This is a genomic window from Amycolatopsis sp. WAC 01376, from assembly GCF_003947415.1.
Lineage (GTDB): Bacteria > Actinomycetota > Actinomycetes > Mycobacteriales > Pseudonocardiaceae > Amycolatopsis.
The window spans coordinates 632,418-647,016 of sequence record NZ_QHKL01000003.1 but is presented as its reverse complement, the minus strand read 5'-3'; the positions used below and the strand labels follow the sequence as shown (position 1 = coordinate 647,016).

The following is a 14,599-nucleotide window of genomic DNA, read 5'->3' as shown; positions in this document are numbered from 1 at the left end:
CCACCCTGCGGCGGGAATGGGGCCGCTGGGTGGGGGCGGGACACATCTGTGGACAGCCGGGGCCGTTGTGGACAACCGCCGCGGGACGGGTCGCGGGGACGCCGATCCTGTCGGTGGGGTGGTCTACAGTGCCCGGCCCCGCGGGGTCAGCCGCAGTGTTCGAACGGGCTCTCGTAAGCGTTCGACCCGACCGAGCCGCCCCACTTGACGCAGGTCGAGGCGGCGGTCTTCTTCACCGGTCCGGCGTAGTAGGTGAAGCTGCCGGAGTCGGTCACACGAGCGGAACCCTGGACTTCGAGGAACGCCGACACCGGCGACGCGGTGCCGAGGGAAACCGCCTTCAGCGTGGTGACGCAGTTGGCCTTCGTCGAGGCGTTGTAGAGCAGGTACGCCGTTCCCGCGCTGTTCGCGAGCCCCTGTGAATCGACGACCGAGAATCCGCTGCCGCACACCTCGGTGGCGTCGTACGGGTTGCCGCCGCACGAGTTCTTGCTGGTGAAGTTGGTGTGGCCGTAGTACGGCACCGCGACCCCGTGCAGCACCGCCTTCTGCGCCACCCCGTTGAGCCGCTGTTCGAAGTGCAGGTGCGGACCGGTCACCCCGCCGGTCGCCCCGGCCGTGCCGAGCTGCTTGCCGACGCTGACGGCCTGGCCGACCGAGACGGACTGGGTCGACAGGTGGGCGTACCGGGTCCGCCAGCCGCCGCCGTGGTCGATCTCGACCCAGCGCCCGTAGCTCGTGCTGCCTTCGTTGGCGACCCGGGTGATGGTGCCGCCCGCCGACGCCAGCACCGGCATCCCGGTGATCCCCGACTTCTGGAAGTCGACCGAGTTCGCCGGGCTGTGCCCGCTGAACGTCGCCGCCGTGACCGTGACACCGCATTTGAAGGGGACCTGGAAGTTCGGGGCGGCCGACGCCTGCGTCGTACCGGCGAGGGTCAGGCCGAGCGCGGGCAGAACGGCGGCCGCGGCGAGCACTGCGAAACGGCGCAACCTGGACATGGAGACCTCCATCAGGTGGGGAAGCCGGACAGGCCGAAGCAAAGCCGGGAGAAATACATTTTCCGTACAAGCCCGAGGTCGGGTGGGTGTTTTCCACCCGGAAACGCCGGATCCCCTCCCGCCGGCACCGCCATCGCGGCACATCGATGACGTAGTGAAGGCCTCCTTCCCTACCCTGAGGGTAAGGAAGGAGGCCTTCACGGAAAGTGGGCTCGCTCAGCCGAAAGCGGCTCGCAGCGCGGGCTTGCCGCCCGCCACCGGCAGCACCAGCGAGGTCCGGTTCAGCTCGACCGAGACACCGGCGCCGGGCTTGGGCCGGAGCGTGTAGTCGTGGTCGCTGGAGGCCACCAGGAACTCGATCTTGTGCCCGGCCGCGAGCAGGTAATCCTTCGCGACCAGCTCGACCTCGACCTTGTAGCTCTCACCGGGGGTGATCGGCTCGGTGCGGGCGGGGTCGCGCCGGTTCTGCGGGTCGGTCCAGCCGCGGGTGATCACCTTCGCCGTCCCGTCCGGAGCGCGGTCGAGGAGCACCGCGGTCACGTTCGCGGCCGGCTTGTCGAAGGACAGCGACAGGTCGGTCTTCACCGTTCCGGAGAGACGCACGGGCTGCTTCGCCGCGGTGGTCGCGTAGAGCAGCCGGTTGCCCGACGACGTCGCGGCGGCGAGCTGTTCGATGGTCTTGCTCGCGTCGTCCGCCAGCGTCTCGACCGCGGCCTTGCCCGGAACGGGGTTGCGCGTGTCGAGCTTGCCCTTCGAGGAACCACCGGGCCACGGGTAGAGCTTCACGTCCTGGGTGCCGGGCAGCGGCCACTCCGGCTCGTCCACCCACGACTTGTCCTCACGCTGGATGGTGGCCTTCGGCTCGCGCTCGATGCCGTTGTCCACGTCGTAGAGGTAGTGCGACATCCACTTGTTCAGGGTGGCGAGCCAGACGTCGCGGCGGAGGCTGTACGGGTCGGCGTGCCCGGCCTGGTGCAGCCAGATCTTGTGCTCGACCCCGTGCCGCTTGAGCATCTCGTACCAGCGGGTGCCCTGGTCGGTCTTGACGTTCCAGTCGCCGAAGCCGTGCACCACGAGCACCGAAGCGCGCACCTTGTTCACGTCGTTGCGGTAGTTGCGCACGTCCCAGAAGCGGCTGTAGTCACCGGTCACCCGGTCCTGGTCGACCGCGATGCTGTCGATCAGCGGGCGGCAGACGGCGCGATCCTGGCGGGTGTAGACGTAATCCGCGAGCACGTCCGCGTCCTCGCCCTGGAAACCGCCCGCCGCGACGACGGCGCCGTCGTTGCGGTAATAGTCGTACCAGCTGGAGATCGCCGCGATCGGGACGATCGTCTCCAGCCCCTCGACGCCCGTGCTGGCCACGGCGTTGGGCAGCGTCCCGTTGTAGGAGACGCCCATCATGCCGGTCTTGCCGGTGCTCCAGTCCGCGACGGCGGCCTTGCCCGCCGCGTCACGGGCCGTCGCGCGGCCGTTCAGCCAGTCCACAATGGACTTCGCGCCGATGGTCTCGTTGACGTCGCCGGTGCTCGGGCAGCCGGTGGACTGGCCGCTGCCGAGCGATTCCCCGTACACCACGGCGAACCCGCGGGCGGTGAAGTAGTCCTGGTACCGCCAGCCGATCGGCGCCGGGTTCGGGCCGACGGTCTTGGTCGCGATCCGCGGGCCCGCGGCGGGCCGCTTCGCGCCGGGCACGTACAGCTCGACGTCGACGTTGTGGTTCGCGACGTCGTTGCCGCCCGCGTAGTACGGGCTGGCCTGGTAGACGACCGGGACCTTCATGCCTTGCTGTGTCGCGCGGGGCCGCACCACCTCCGCGTGCACGAGGTCGTCCTTGCCGTCGCCGTCGCTGTCGACCGGCGCGGTGACCCAGACGTTCTCCCGGATGACGTCGGCCGGGTCGAACACCGGTTGCGCCTGGCCGCCGGAGAAGATCGGCGCCGGTGGCGCGTCGGCCTGGGCGGGCAGCGCGGTCGCCGGAAGAACCAGGACGGCGGTGAACAAGGCGGCGAGTCTGGCGACTCTCACGTGACCCCCAAGGGCGGGCGGGCAAGACGCAGCTGAGGCTTCCGGCCACCCGAACGGGTGTCAAGAGACTAACGTCGGGGGCATGCCGAGCACCCTGGAAGCACCGATCGTCGCCGTCACCGTCTACCCGCACCACGCCCGGATCACGAGGCGGGCTTCGGCGGGCCTGGACGGGGAAACGCGCTTCGCTTTCGCGGGCCTGCCGTGGAACCTGGACACGGATTCGGTTCGCGTCATCGGGACCGGCCCGGCGGTCATCGCCGGGGTCGACGTCGCCGTCGAGCGCCATCCCGCCCCCGCGGACATTTCCCTGCGCGCGCTGACCGAGCGACGGCTGGCCGATCAGGCGGTGGTGGACGAGGTCGCGGACGCTGTCGCCGCCGAGACCACGAAGGTCGATCTGCTGACCGGGGTGGCGAAGCGGAGTGGCGGCAGTTTCGCGAAGGCGCTCGCGGCGGGTACGGCGGAGCCGCCCCGGGTCGCCGAAGTCACCGAGGCGCTCGGCGCGCAACTGGCCCAGGCGCTGGGGAAGCGCCGTGAACTCGGCATCCGCCTCGCCCGGCTCCGTGACGACCTCAAGGCACTGGACCGGGAGATCGAGGCGAAACAAGGCACGTCCGAAGTGGACAGCGCGACGGTCACGGTCGAAGTGGAGAGCCGGGAGGACGGCGCGGAGATCGGCCTCGAACTGTCCTATGTGGTCGCGAACGCGGGCTGGGAACCCGGTTACGACGTCCGAGTCCGCGGTGAAGAGGTCGCGGTGACCTGGTACGGGCGGATCACCCAGCACACCGGCGAGGACTGGCCGGAATGCGAGCTGGCCCTGTCCACCGCGCGGCCGGCGAACACGGTGGAGGTACCGGAACTCGAACCGTGGTTCCTCGACCGCGTCCGGCCGGTCCAGCCGTTGATGGCGCGCGCCGCGTACGGCAGCGCCTCGCCCGCGGGCGGCGGGATCCCCGAGTCGGTGGGCATGGCCGCCCCCGCCGCGCCGCCGATGGCGATGCGGACCGCGGCCGTCGAACAGGGCACCACCGCGGTCACCTACCGGCCGGGACGTCCGGTGGCGGTGCCGTCGGGAGCGCAGGGCCACCGCACGACGCTCGCGCAGCTGGAGCTGACGGCGAAACTCGGCCATGTCACCGCTCCCGCGGTGTCAGGAGAGGCGTACCTGCGGGCGACCGTGGTCAACACCTCGGAGCACACGCTGCGGCCGGGAAAGGCGTCGGTGTTCCACGAGACGGAATTCGTCGGCGCCACACGGCTGGACGTCTGGGCGCCGGGCGAGGAACTCGAACTCGCCCTCGGCGTGGACGACCGGATCCGGGTCGACCGGGAACTCGCGCACCGCTCGGCGAGCAAGGCGACGCTGTCCGGCGCCCGGAAACGGGAGGCCGCCTACACCACGACGATCGTCAACCACAGCCCGCGCGAAGCCGTCGTGACCGTGCTGGACCAGGCACCGGTCTCCCGGGACGACGCGATCACCGTCCGCGACGTGCGCACCGTGCCGGAGCCGGTGGAGCGGACCGAACTGGGCGAGTTCACCTGGCGGCTGACGCTCGCTCCGGGCGCGAAGGGTGTCGTGACGCTCGGGTACCGGGTGGACGTGGCGAAGGGTGTCGAGCTGTCGGGGTGGCGCGAGTAGCCGTCCCGGCCCGAGGGCCTACAACAGGCCGCGCCTTCGCGCGGCGACGACGGCGTCGCGGCGGTGATTGACGCCGAGCTTCCGGTAGATGCCGCGAAGGTGGGTCTTGACCGTGTTCACCGAGACGTAGAGCGAATCGGCGATCTGTTCCGCGGTGCGCATGGACGGCAACTCGGTGAGCAGTTCGAGCTCGCGCGAGGTGAGCGGATCGACCGGCGCCCCGGGGCGGGCCGGTAACGCCTGCAGCACGGCGCTCGCGAACTCTTCGGTGCGGCCGAACCGCCCGGCGCCGCGCACCAGCAGCTCCCGGATGTCCTGCCCCGCGTCGTGGAACGGCCGGAGCGCCTGCTGGGGTGCCGCGAGGTCGAGCGCGTGGTTGACGGCGGCGTGCGCCTGGTTCTGTTCGCCTGCCTGGTCGGCGAGAACCGCTTCGAGGAGCCAGCTTTCGATCAGGGTGTGCGCCACCAGCGTCCTGGTCTGCCGCTCGATGACCGGACGCAGGCGACGGCGGGCGGCGCCGGTCCGGCCGCGATGCAGGTGCACGAGGCTGCTCAGCAGCGCGTGCTCGGCGTAGGGCGCGAGCAGGTGCCGGTGCCGTTCCATCACGTCCATCGCCCACGTGGGTTCTCCGACGCGGAGGGCGAGCCGTTGCTCGACCGGCGCCGTGCAGGCGACGAGCCACGGTGCGACCGACTCCCCTGCGAGCCGTTTCCGGTGGCTCCGCAACGTTTCGACGACCGCGTGGGGATCGGCCGCGAGGCCGAATTCGACGGCGGCACCGAGGGTCACCGTCAGCATTTCCACGGCCGGGTCCACCACCTCGGGCAGAAGCCGTGACGCCAGTGCGGAAAACCGGCGGGCGCTCTCCTGGTCCAGCCGTTGATAAGCCGCCAGCCCGAGAACGGTGTACAGGAAGGCGGTGCGCGAAGTCTCGGTCCAGCCGTGGGACCGGGCCAGTTCGAAGGCGGCGCCGGTGTGCACGGCCAGCCCGGCGAGGTCGCCCTGCACACAGGCGATACCCGCGAGGTGGATCTCGCAATGCAGGCTGACGGCGTCGCGGCGCTCCAGGGTGGCCATCCGCAGCGCGCGTTCCAGATCCTCGGTGGCCCCCGGGATGTCGCCCAGCCACAAGGCGGCCGTCCCCCGGGTTGCCAGCGCCAGCAGGTCGAGGTCGACATCGCCGGTGTCGCCCGCGCTCGTGGCGCGGAGTGCGGTGAGAGCCTTGTTCAGCTCTCCGCCGTACCTCGCGCGAAAGAGGACGGCCACGGCGTTCAACGCGCGCAGCCGTCCGGAACGCAGTGGCTGGGCGGAATTGTCGATCCGGCCGAGGTAGCGGTCCGCCGCCACGAGGTCGTGGTCGTCGAGGGAGGCGATGGCGGCGACGAGCGCGACCTGTGGCCGGGCGAGCAGGTGTTCCGGCAGCGCGCCGAGCAGCTTGTGCAACCGCGTCCCGTGTCCTTTGAGGACGATCTGCAACCCGGATCGCTGAATGTAGCGGGTGATCAGCTCTTCGTCCTTCGCCGCGACGCCGTGCTCCAGCGCCGTGAGCACGTCTCCGGAGTCCGTGAACCATTCCGCCGCCAGCCGGTGGAGCCTGCGATACGCCCGTGGATGGCGCCGGCTCAGTTCCGCGCGAAGGTGTTCGCGCAGCAAAGGATGACAGCGGTACCGAACCTCCGCCCCGCCGTGCCGGGTGACCAGCGTGTTGGTGCGGGTGAGGGTGTACAGGATCTGGCCGGCGTGCTCCTGTCCGGTCAACCGGGCGGCCAGCCCGTCGGTGATTTCGGGACACACCGACATGCTCAGCAGGAAATCGCGGATGTGCGCGGGCTGCGGGCCGACGATCTCCCCGGACAGGTACTCGCCCAGCAGGCGATCGTCACCGGTGAAGGACCGGATGGTCCCGCCGGTGTCCGGTGCGGAGTCCAGCGCGAGGGTGAGGAACCGCAGGCCCGCCGCCCAGCCTTCCGTTCGTTCCGCGATCCGGTCCAGATCCGCCTCGGACAGCGCCAGGTTCTTCCTGGCGAGCAGTTTCCCCGTCTCCTCCTCGGTGAAATTCAACTGGGGCGCCGTGATCTCCCGCAGCCTGCCTTCGAGCCGGAGCTGCGGCAGGATCAGCGGCGGCGGGAACCGGGTCGCGATGACGACCCGTACTCCGGGCGGCAGATAGCGCAGGAGCAGGTTCACGCTCTCGACCGCGTCCGGCGCGGACAGCTCGTGTGCGTTGTCCAGCACCAGGATCACCGGCCGGCGGAGCCGCGCGCACGCGTCGACGAACGCGCCGACGCGTTCGTGCGCGGAGGCGTCCCGCGCGAGCGCGGGCCCGGGGACCACGCCGTGGTCCACCGCCCGGAGGATCGACGACCACAACGGGAAGACCTCGTTGTCATTGGCGTCCAAGGAAACCCAGACCAGATGCTCGCCGGGGTGGTGGCGCGCCCGGCGCCGGAACCAGCTGCCGAGCAGCACGGTCTTCCCGGATCCGGCCGGCGCGTTGAGCAACGTGACGCTGGGGACCTCACCGGACGTGGCCTGATCGAGGACGTCCAGCAACCGGTCCCGTTCGAGGACGTCGGACGCGGGTGGTGGTGGCGCGAGTTTCGGTGAGGGCACCACGACCGCCGCTTCGTCGTGGGCTTCCGGCGGAGTGCCCTCGACGCGGGTCATCGGCCGGCGCATGACATCGCCGCGCTGGAGAGCACATGCCAGGCGAAGCCGAGAACGCGGGACGTCCCGCTGAAGACGAAACCGATACCGGAAAGTACGGCGTCCACCGATGACCGGCTCGGCCCTGGTTGCGCCGAAAGGACCAGCACGAAAGTCAGTGCTGTCAGAACGAGTTTGGCTCTGGACCGACCACGCGGTTCAGTGCTCACCGATTGTCTCCCTTCGATTCCCCAGACGAGTGAGGGAACCGATCTTGCTCACCCCGTGCGACGGTCACCTCCTCCCTGGCGGGTGAGTCGGGTCACCGCTGGTCGCGAAGAGTGTTCACCGAGCGGTGTTTCTCGCGTTGGGTGACGGAATCAAGACGTCGTTTCACCCGCTGCGAACGAAGACCCCCGCACGGCGGCAGCGCATTCTGAAGATCGCGGATCGAGAGGCCCGGCCTCCGCCCAGGGCTCCGGCGGCAAGACCGCCGCGCGAGCGTTGCCCGTCGCCGTCTGGACAAGCGGTGGCGGGCAACGCGATTCGCTGCCGGAACACCCTCGGACGGGAAGTACGGAATGACGGAATCGCTCACGGTGCTCCCGCTCGCGATCACCATGATGGCCGGGCCGCAATTCGTGTCGGCGCTGATCCTGATCACGACGGCGCGCGCGGTGCCGACCTCTCTCGCGTTCGTGGCGGGCGTGGCCACGGCCGTGACGGCGGGAACCGCGCTCACGACCTGGCTGGCAAGCCTTCTGCCACCCGATCCCCTCGTCTCCGGCTCGGACGGTTCGGTCTACACGCTGATCCAGTACGGTCTGGTCGCGCTTCTCCTGGGAGTGGCGATCCGGAACTGGACCCACCGCGAGACCGCGGAACCGCCGAAATGGCTGGGAACACTCATGTCGGCGGGCCCGCGGCGCGGATTCCGCACCGGATTCCTGCTCATCGCGTTCTTTCCGTCGGACGTCGTCGTGATGTGCGTCGTCGGCCTCGACCTCGGCCGCGGCGGGGCCGGGTTCGGCGCGGCGATCCCGTTTCTCCTGACCACCACGCTGATCGCCGCCCTGCCGCTCTTGGCCTATCTCCTCTTCCGGCGGCGAGCCGCCCGGCTCATGCCCGCCGTCCGCGACTGGACGAACGACCACGGCTGGTTGCTGAACATCGTGGCGTGCCTCTTCTTCGTCGTGCTCATCCTGTTCTGATCGCCCGCGGGTCCCCGCCGGGGCGACCCCACCAGCGCGGTGATCCAGCTGCGCCGCGGGTCGTCGACCAGCACGGCCAGCGCCAGCAGGGTCGCCGGAACCGAGAGCAACGTCCCGAGCGGTCCGAGCACCCAGGCCCAGAACACCAGCGCGACGAACGTCGCCGTCGCCGACAGGCCGACCGCGTTGCCGACATACCGCGGCTGGATCAGCGACTGCAGCACGAAATTGATCACGATGTAGACCACCACCACCGCCGCCATGACCCGCCAGCCGCCGTCGAGGAGCGCGAGCGTGGCGGGCGGGCCGAGGCCGAGCAGGAACCCGATCGTCGGGATGTAGTTGGTCACGAACGAAAGCAGACCCCACAACGCCGCGAGCGGAACTCCCAGCAGGACCAGCGCGAGGACGTCGATCGCCGCGACGAGCAGCCCGAAGACCGTGGTCACCGCCAGGTAAACGCGGACGCGGCGGCCGAAGTCACGCAGCGCTTCGGCCGTGCGTGCCCGCTCTCCCGCGATCCCGGCGATCCGGTCGTCGATGTCCGCCGTCTCCGCGCTGAGGAACAGCAAGAGCCCCAGCAGGAAGACCAGGCTCGTGGTGACACCGGTCAGATCGGCGAGCAAGGAACCGGCGTACGAAAGGAGTTCGCCGGGATCGAGAGAGTGGAAGATCTCGCGTACCTGGGCGGGTCCCGCACCGAATTCCGCCAGCACCCCGGCGATTTCCTCGTACAGGGCGGTGATCCGGTCGCCGTAGCGCGGCAACAGCTCCGCGAGCTGGGCGACCGAAACGATCATCGCGACGCAAAAGGCGACGAGAATCCCGTAAACGAACACCACGAGCGCCGCCGTCGCCGCCCAGCGCGGGAAGCCGAAGCGCCGCAGGCCGCCGTGCGCGGGGCTGAGCGTGATCACGATGACGAGCGCCAGCAACGTCGGCGCCGCCAGCCACGCGACCGCTTTGATCCCCGCGATGGCGACCACGATCGCGGCCGCGGCGAGCAGGACGACGAGCGCCCGCGGTGTTCGGCTCGCAGGCCGATCGGTCACCATGACCCGCGGTTCGGGATCTCGTCACCGTGGATGACGACCGCCCAGATGACCGTCACGCACAGGGCGATCACGATCATCGACCACAGCGGATGCGCCGAGAGGAACACCAGATGGGTCACCGCGTTCCCGGCCGCGAAGAGCACCGCGACCACCCTCGCCCAGATGGCTCCCGAGATGAGGAAGCCACCCGCGATCGCCACCAGCGTGCCGCCGACCAGATGGGCCCACGCCCAGCCGGTCACGTCGAGGACGAGCGAGTACTCCGGGCCTGAGATGTAGTAGTCGCCCCGGACCAGCGCCACGATCCCGGCGATGACGTCGAACGCGCCGAGGATGAGCATGATCACGCTGGCGAAGACGATCCATCCGGCCCAGACCGGCCGGATCCCGGATCGATCGGCGAGATCGGCGCCGGCACTCCACTGCCGGCTCATTTCGTCCCCGTTCCCGGCGCCTCGGCGGTCTGGAATTCCTGGTCCGGCAGGAAGCTTTCCCGCAGGGCCGCTTCCTGTTCGGACGTCAGGTTCGTGAAGGCCAGCTCAGGTGTTTCCTCGCCGGTGAAGGCGTCTCGCACTTTGTCGATGACCGCGCCCGAACTCAGCAGGAAAAGAGCCGACGTGCCTTCGGTGACGGTCCCCCTGATCTCCTTGATCAGGTCGTCGTCGATGCCGTAATCCGAAGTGAGCCCGCCGAAAGCACCCGCCGTGGCTCCGAGCGCCGCGCCGAGCAGCGGCACGAGGAAGATCAGGCCGAAGAGCAGTCCCCAGAACGCGCCGCTCAGCGCGCCGCGGCCGGCCAGATTGCGCAACTGGCGGAGCTTCGGTTTGGAGGCGCCCACCGGCCACGACACCGTCGCGGCGTCGTGTACCGAGATGAGCTGGTTCTTCGCCAGGCTCCTCACGGTCTCCGCCGCACGATCCGCGCCTTCGGCCGAGCGGAACGTCCAGATGGTCAACGTGTCCACGGCTCACCGTCCCTTCTGAAAATGGGTGATCTGACGGTGGCCATCGCACAGCGGCGACGGGGGTGCGCACATCACCTGAGGCGGATGAGCGCCAGGACTCCGTCCGGACCCGGAAGTCATCCGGCCAGGGTGACGCCCCGCTTCCCGAGGGCGGGCCAGGGTCGTCGGAAAAGCCCTTCCGGCAAGGAGTCCCCGTGAACCACCATCACCCGCCGATCGCCGACCACGGGCTGATCGGAGACCTGCAGACCGCCGCGCTGGTGAGCACCGGCGGCGCGATCGACTGGTTCTGCTGCCCTCGGTTCGATTCCCCGAGCGTGTTCGGCGCGCTCCTGGATCCCGGCGGCGGCCACTGCCGGATCCGTCCCGTCCGGGAGCCGTACACGTCACGTCAGTTCTATTTCCCCGGCACCGCCGTGCTGATCACCCGGTTCATGACCAGGCTGGGCACCGGCGAGGTCGTCGATTTCCTGCGTCCGGTGACCGGCGGGCACGCCGACGGCGGCCACCGGCTGATCCGGATGGTCCGCTGCGTGCGCGGGCACGTCGAGTTCGCCATGGAGGTCGTCCCGCGCTTCGACTACGCACGCCGCCCGCACACCACCACCGTCACCGAAGACGGCGTGCTGTTCGACAGCGGGGAGTCCACTTTGACCCTGCACGCGGTCCGGGAACCGGGCGATCCGCCGTCGATGCACGCCCACGTCCTCGAAGGCGGCGTCTACGGCTCGGTGAGGCTGGAAACCGGGCAGGCACGGGGTTTCGTGCTCGAGTCGGACGGCGGGGAGCCCCGTGCGATCCCGGTCTCCGAGATCGAGCAGGCCTTCGACGAGACCGTCCGCTTCTGGCAGGACTGGCTGAACCATTCGACCTATCGGGGGCGCTGGCGTGAGATGGTCGACCGGTCCGCGATCACCCTCAAGCTGCTGACCTACGCGCCGACCGGGGCGATGGTCGCCGCGCCGACCACGAGCCTGCCGGAACAGATCGGCGGCGAACGGAACTGGGACTACCGCTACGCCTGGGTGCGGGACGCGTCGTTGTCGGTCTCTTCCTTGCTGGCGTTGGGGTTCACGGACGAAGCGGTCGCGTTCGCCCACTGGCTCCGGGAGCGCCACCTCCACGGCGACGGCAGGCTGAAGATCATGTACCGCGTCGACGGGTCCTCGGATCTGCTGGAGGAATCGCTCGCGCACTGGTCCGGGTACCGCGGCTCGGTGCCGGTGCGCATCGGCAACTCCGCGGCCGAGCAGCTCCAGCTCGACGTCTACGGCGAACTGCTCGACACCGTGTACCAGGCCGACCGGCGGGGCGCCGAGGTCGGGCACGACGGCTGGAAGGCGCTCACCGGCCTGCTCGACTGGCTCGCGGCGAACTGGGACCAGCCCGACGACGGAATCTGGGAGACGCGGGAGGGAAAGGCCGACTTCACCTACGGCAGGCTCATGAGCTGGGTCGCTTTCGATCGCGGCGTCCGCCTCGCGACGGCGCACGGCCTGCCCTGCGCGCTCGACTCCTGGCGGACCGAACGCGACCGGGTCTACGACCAGATCTGGGAGTACGGCTGGAGTCCGCTCAAACAGGCCTTCGTCCAGCGATACGGCTCGGTCTCCCTCGACGCGTCCCTGCTTCGCATGGCCGACGTCGGTTTCATCACCCCGCACGACCCGAGCTGGCTGGCGACCCTGGCCGGCATCGAGAACGAACTGGTGACCGACAGCCTCGTCCACCGCTATGACCCCAGTGCCTCACCCGACGGCCTGCGCGGAGACGAGGGCACGTTCTCGCTGTGCACGTTCGGCTACGTCACCGCTCTCGCCCGTGCCGGGTATCCGGAGAAGGCGCGGCTGGTGTTCGAGAAGATGCTGACCTACGCAAACCACGTCGGCCTCTACGCGGAAGAGATCGGCCCGAGCGGCGAGCAACTCGGCAACTTCCCGCAGGCGTTCACCCACCTCGGCCTCATCGACGCCGCGCTCACGCTCGACAGGGCAATCGGCTGAGCCGAGCGTGCGAAGGGCCGTTCCCGGCTTCGGGAACGGCCCTCCGGTCAGCGTATTTCAGTGGCTCAGCCCTGGGAGATGTACGCCTCCAGCTGTTCCTGGCTCTTCTCCAGCTGTTCCATCCGGGTCTTCACGACGTCGCCGATGCTCACGATCCCTGCCAGCCTGCCGTCCACCACGACCGGGACGTGCCGGATGCGGCGTTCGGTCATCAGGACGGACAGCTGGTCGACCGAGTCCTCGGGGGTGCAGCTGGCGACCATCTTCGTCATGATCGCGGCGACCGATCCGTCGAGCAGCTGGGGTCCGCGCTCGTTGAGCCGCCGCACCACGTCCCGTTCGGAGACGATGCCGACGATCCCGCCCTCGGCGTCGACGACCACCAGGGCGCCGACGTTGTGCTCCGCGAGTCTCTCGAGCAGTTCGGTGACGTTCGTCTCCGGCGAGACGGTCGCGACGGCCGCCCCCTTGTTCCGCAACAGATCGGAAATCCGCATACGCGCTCCTCCCGGGTGACCTGAGTCACTCCAGGTTATGGCCTCACCGCCCGGCGCGAAAGTCCGGAGAGTCCGGTTCCATGCCCAATCTGGTCGCGAGCGCGTCGTAGGCCTGGACGATCCCGGCGCCGTACGGGTCGTCGCCGAGCGCGCCGAGGGTGCCCCGCCCGAGCTCCCACTGGGCCTTCGCGGACTCGTGATCACCGAGTTTGCGGTAATCCTCGGCGAGGTTCAGGTGCAGCGACGGGTAGAAGCCGCGCACGGCCAGCGTCGCGTGGTACTCCTTGGCGCGTTCGTCGGTGAGCGAATCGGCCGCCGCGAGCGCGCGGAGATCCCAGGCGAGTTCGTCGGCCGGGTCGTCGCGGACGTCGGCCATGTAGTGCGCGAGCGCGCACCGGTGCAGCGGGTCGCCTTCCTCGCCGATCCGCTCCCACAGCGCCGCGAACTTCTCGCGCGCGCCGACGCGATCACCGGAGATGTGCAGCTGGAGGCCGGTGTTGATCTCGGCCATCACGTCGTCGGTCATTTGACGTCCGAGGCCGGGGCCGCCCAGGTGTTGCACGCCGACGTCGCTTTCCCGGAGAAGCCGGCCTTCGCCCATTTCAGCTGGTTACGGCGGCTGCCGTGGGTGTCGCTGTCGTCGGCGCGGCCATAGTCGTCGAGGGCCGCGTTGGCCAGCGACTTGCTGATCGAACCGCGTCCGGCGGCGGCCGCGAGGGCGAGCGCGCCGAAGCAGTTCGCCTGCAGTTCGATGCGGCGGACCAGTTCCTTGTCGGCGGGCGAGTTCTCCTCCGGCGACGACATCTTCTCCGCGGCCGCCGACAGGATCCCGCTGGACCGCTGGACGTGGTGCCCGTACTCGTGGGCCATCGTCGCGAGATGACGGGACCGTTCGAGGCCCGCGTCGCCCAGCATCCACTCGGTCGGCGCGTAGATCGTGGTGTCGCCGCCGCAGTAGTAGGCGACGGCCTCGTTCTCGCCCGGTGCCTTCCCGCAGGCGCTGGTCTCGGGCAGCGTCACCTGCACGGTCACCGTCAGCGCGGGCTCGTTCGCCTGGTCCAAGGCGGGTTTCCAGGCTTCGGCCAAGCACGTCACGAAAGTCTTGTAGTAGGTCTCCAGCTTCGCGGGCTCGCGGCTGATCCCGGGCAGGCGGCAGGTGACCGCGCCGAGCGCGACGCCGTCGGCCAGCAGCGGGTTCGTCTCCAGTTCCCGCACCTCCTTGGGCGCGGGTTTCGCGTTCCCGGCCGGGGCCTTGTCGCCTTCCGAGGTGTACTGACCGGACACCGGGAGGGCCTGGCCGTCGATCTTCCTCGGCCCGCCCGCCATCGCCATCCCGGTGGTGGTCAAGGCGGCGACGATGAGCAGACCGACCACGGCGGCCCCCGTATTTCGAGGGCTTTCGGGACGACCCGGCGAGGGCGCGAACGGTCTGGGTACCTCGTCGGTGCCGGTCATGGTGTCCCCCAAACGTGCGAGCCAACAGCATACGGAGTACCGGCAGGGCAGGCGAAAACACCGCACCTGGTGGCGCCGGGACCGGGGCCAC

11 protein-coding genes and 1 pseudogene are annotated in these 14,599 nt (G+C 69.7%); 3 read left to right on the top strand and 9 right to left on the bottom strand.

What is annotated here, in order from left to right:
- Positions 1-146: 146 nt before the first annotated feature.
- Positions 147-1,001 (bottom strand): M23 family metallopeptidase, encoded by an 855-nt coding sequence (locus tag DMH03_RS19830; protein WP_125793486.1) that lies wholly within the window; start codon positions 999-1,001, stop codon positions 147-149.
- 216 nt (positions 1,002-1,217) lie between these two features.
- Complete coding sequence (locus tag DMH03_RS19825) at positions 1,218-3,029, bottom strand: Xaa-Pro dipeptidyl-peptidase (protein WP_125793485.1); 1,812 nt, start codon at positions 3,027-3,029, stop codon at positions 1,218-1,220.
- Between the two features lie 82 nt (positions 3,030-3,111).
- Between DMH03_RS19825 and DMH03_RS19820 the strand changes: the two genes are divergently transcribed.
- Positions 3,112-4,677: a DUF4139 domain-containing protein gene (locus DMH03_RS19820; protein ID WP_125793484.1), complete on the top strand. Its 1,566-nt coding sequence runs from the start codon at positions 3,112-3,114 to the stop codon at positions 4,675-4,677.
- An 18-nt stretch (positions 4,678-4,695) separates the two neighbouring features.
- On the opposite strand, the gene DMH03_RS19815 is transcribed toward DMH03_RS19820, so the two are convergent.
- Positions 4,696-7,344 (bottom strand): LuxR C-terminal-related transcriptional regulator, encoded by a 2,649-nt coding sequence (locus tag DMH03_RS19815; RefSeq protein WP_158633103.1) that lies wholly within the window; start codon positions 7,342-7,344, stop codon positions 4,696-4,698.
- A 560-nt stretch (positions 7,345-7,904) separates the two neighbouring features.
- Between DMH03_RS19815 and DMH03_RS19810 the strand changes: the two are divergent.
- A pseudogene (locus tag DMH03_RS19810) lies at positions 7,905-8,468 on the top strand (GAP family protein); the annotation flags it as partial.
- Here DMH03_RS19810 and DMH03_RS42590 read toward each other — a convergent pair.
- From DMH03_RS42590 to DMH03_RS19795, 3 genes are read right to left on the bottom strand one after another with little or no spacing between them, the layout of a single operon-like run.
- Positions 8,411-9,589 carry an AI-2E family transporter gene (locus DMH03_RS42590; protein ID WP_125793481.1) on the bottom strand — a complete coding sequence of 393 codons (1,179 nt, stop codon included), beginning with the start codon at positions 9,587-9,589 and terminating at the stop codon, positions 8,411-8,413. The pseudogene DMH03_RS19810 and the gene DMH03_RS42590 overlap by 58 nt on opposite strands.
- Complete coding sequence (locus DMH03_RS19800) at positions 9,583-10,023, bottom strand: hypothetical protein (RefSeq protein WP_125793480.1); 441 nt, start codon at positions 10,021-10,023, stop codon at positions 9,583-9,585. The genes DMH03_RS42590 and DMH03_RS19800 overlap by 7 nt, the downstream gene beginning before the upstream one ends.
- Positions 10,020-10,553: a DUF1269 domain-containing protein gene (locus DMH03_RS19795; RefSeq protein WP_125793479.1), complete on the bottom strand. Its 534-nt coding sequence runs from the start codon at positions 10,551-10,553 to the stop codon at positions 10,020-10,022. The genes DMH03_RS19800 and DMH03_RS19795 overlap by 4 nt, the downstream gene beginning before the upstream one ends.
- A gap of 194 nt (positions 10,554-10,747) precedes the next feature.
- Between DMH03_RS19795 and DMH03_RS19790 the strand changes: the two genes are divergently transcribed.
- Positions 10,748-12,556: a glycoside hydrolase family 15 protein gene (locus tag DMH03_RS19790; protein WP_125793478.1), complete on the top strand. Its 1,809-nt coding sequence runs from the start codon at positions 10,748-10,750 to the stop codon at positions 12,554-12,556.
- A gap of 65 nt (positions 12,557-12,621) precedes the next feature.
- Here the strand turns inward: DMH03_RS19790 and DMH03_RS19785 are convergent, their stop codons facing one another.
- From DMH03_RS19785 to DMH03_RS19775, 3 genes are read right to left on the bottom strand one after another with little or no spacing between them, the layout of a single operon-like run.
- Entirely contained in the window at positions 12,622-13,053 is a 432-nt protein-coding gene (locus DMH03_RS19785; RefSeq protein ID WP_125785391.1) for a CBS domain-containing protein, read from the bottom strand.
- Between the two features lie 43 nt (positions 13,054-13,096).
- Complete coding sequence (locus DMH03_RS19780) at positions 13,097-13,579, bottom strand: type IV pilus biogenesis/stability protein PilW (RefSeq protein WP_125793477.1); 483 nt, start codon at positions 13,577-13,579, stop codon at positions 13,097-13,099.
- A complete protein-coding gene (locus tag DMH03_RS19775) occupies positions 13,576-14,508 on the bottom strand; it encodes a neutral zinc metallopeptidase (protein ID WP_125793476.1) in 933 nt (310 codons plus the stop codon). The genes DMH03_RS19780 and DMH03_RS19775 overlap by 4 nt, the downstream gene beginning before the upstream one ends.
- Positions 14,509-14,599 lie beyond the last annotated feature (91 nt).

Excerpts from the sequence above, each read along its gene's own strand:
- DMH03_RS19830 (WP_125793486.1), bottom strand. The coding sequence starts at position 1,001 with ATGTCCAGGTTGCGCCGTTTCGCAGTGCTCGCCGCGGCCGCCGTTCTG.
- DMH03_RS19820 (WP_125793484.1), top strand. The coding sequence starts at position 3,112 with ATGCCGAGCACCCTGGAAGCACCGATCGTCGCCGTCACCGTCTACCCG.
- DMH03_RS19815 (WP_158633103.1), bottom strand. The coding sequence starts at position 7,344 with ATGACCCGCGTCGAGGGCACTCCGCCGGAAGCCCACGACGAAGCGGCG.
- DMH03_RS42590 (WP_125793481.1), bottom strand. The coding sequence starts at position 9,589 with ATGGTGACCGATCGGCCTGCGAGCCGAACACCGCGGGCGCTCGTCGTC.
- DMH03_RS19800 (WP_125793480.1), bottom strand. The coding sequence starts at position 10,023 with ATGAGCCGGCAGTGGAGTGCCGGCGCCGATCTCGCCGATCGATCCGGG.
- DMH03_RS19785 (WP_125785391.1), bottom strand. The coding sequence starts at position 13,053 with ATGCGGATTTCCGATCTGTTGCGGAACAAGGGGGCGGCCGTCGCGACC.
- DMH03_RS19780 (WP_125793477.1), bottom strand. The coding sequence starts at position 13,579 with ATGACCGACGACGTGATGGCCGAGATCAACACCGGCCTCCAGCTGCAC.
- DMH03_RS19775 (WP_125793476.1), bottom strand. The coding sequence starts at position 14,508 with ATGACCGGCACCGACGAGGTACCCAGACCGTTCGCGCCCTCGCCGGGT.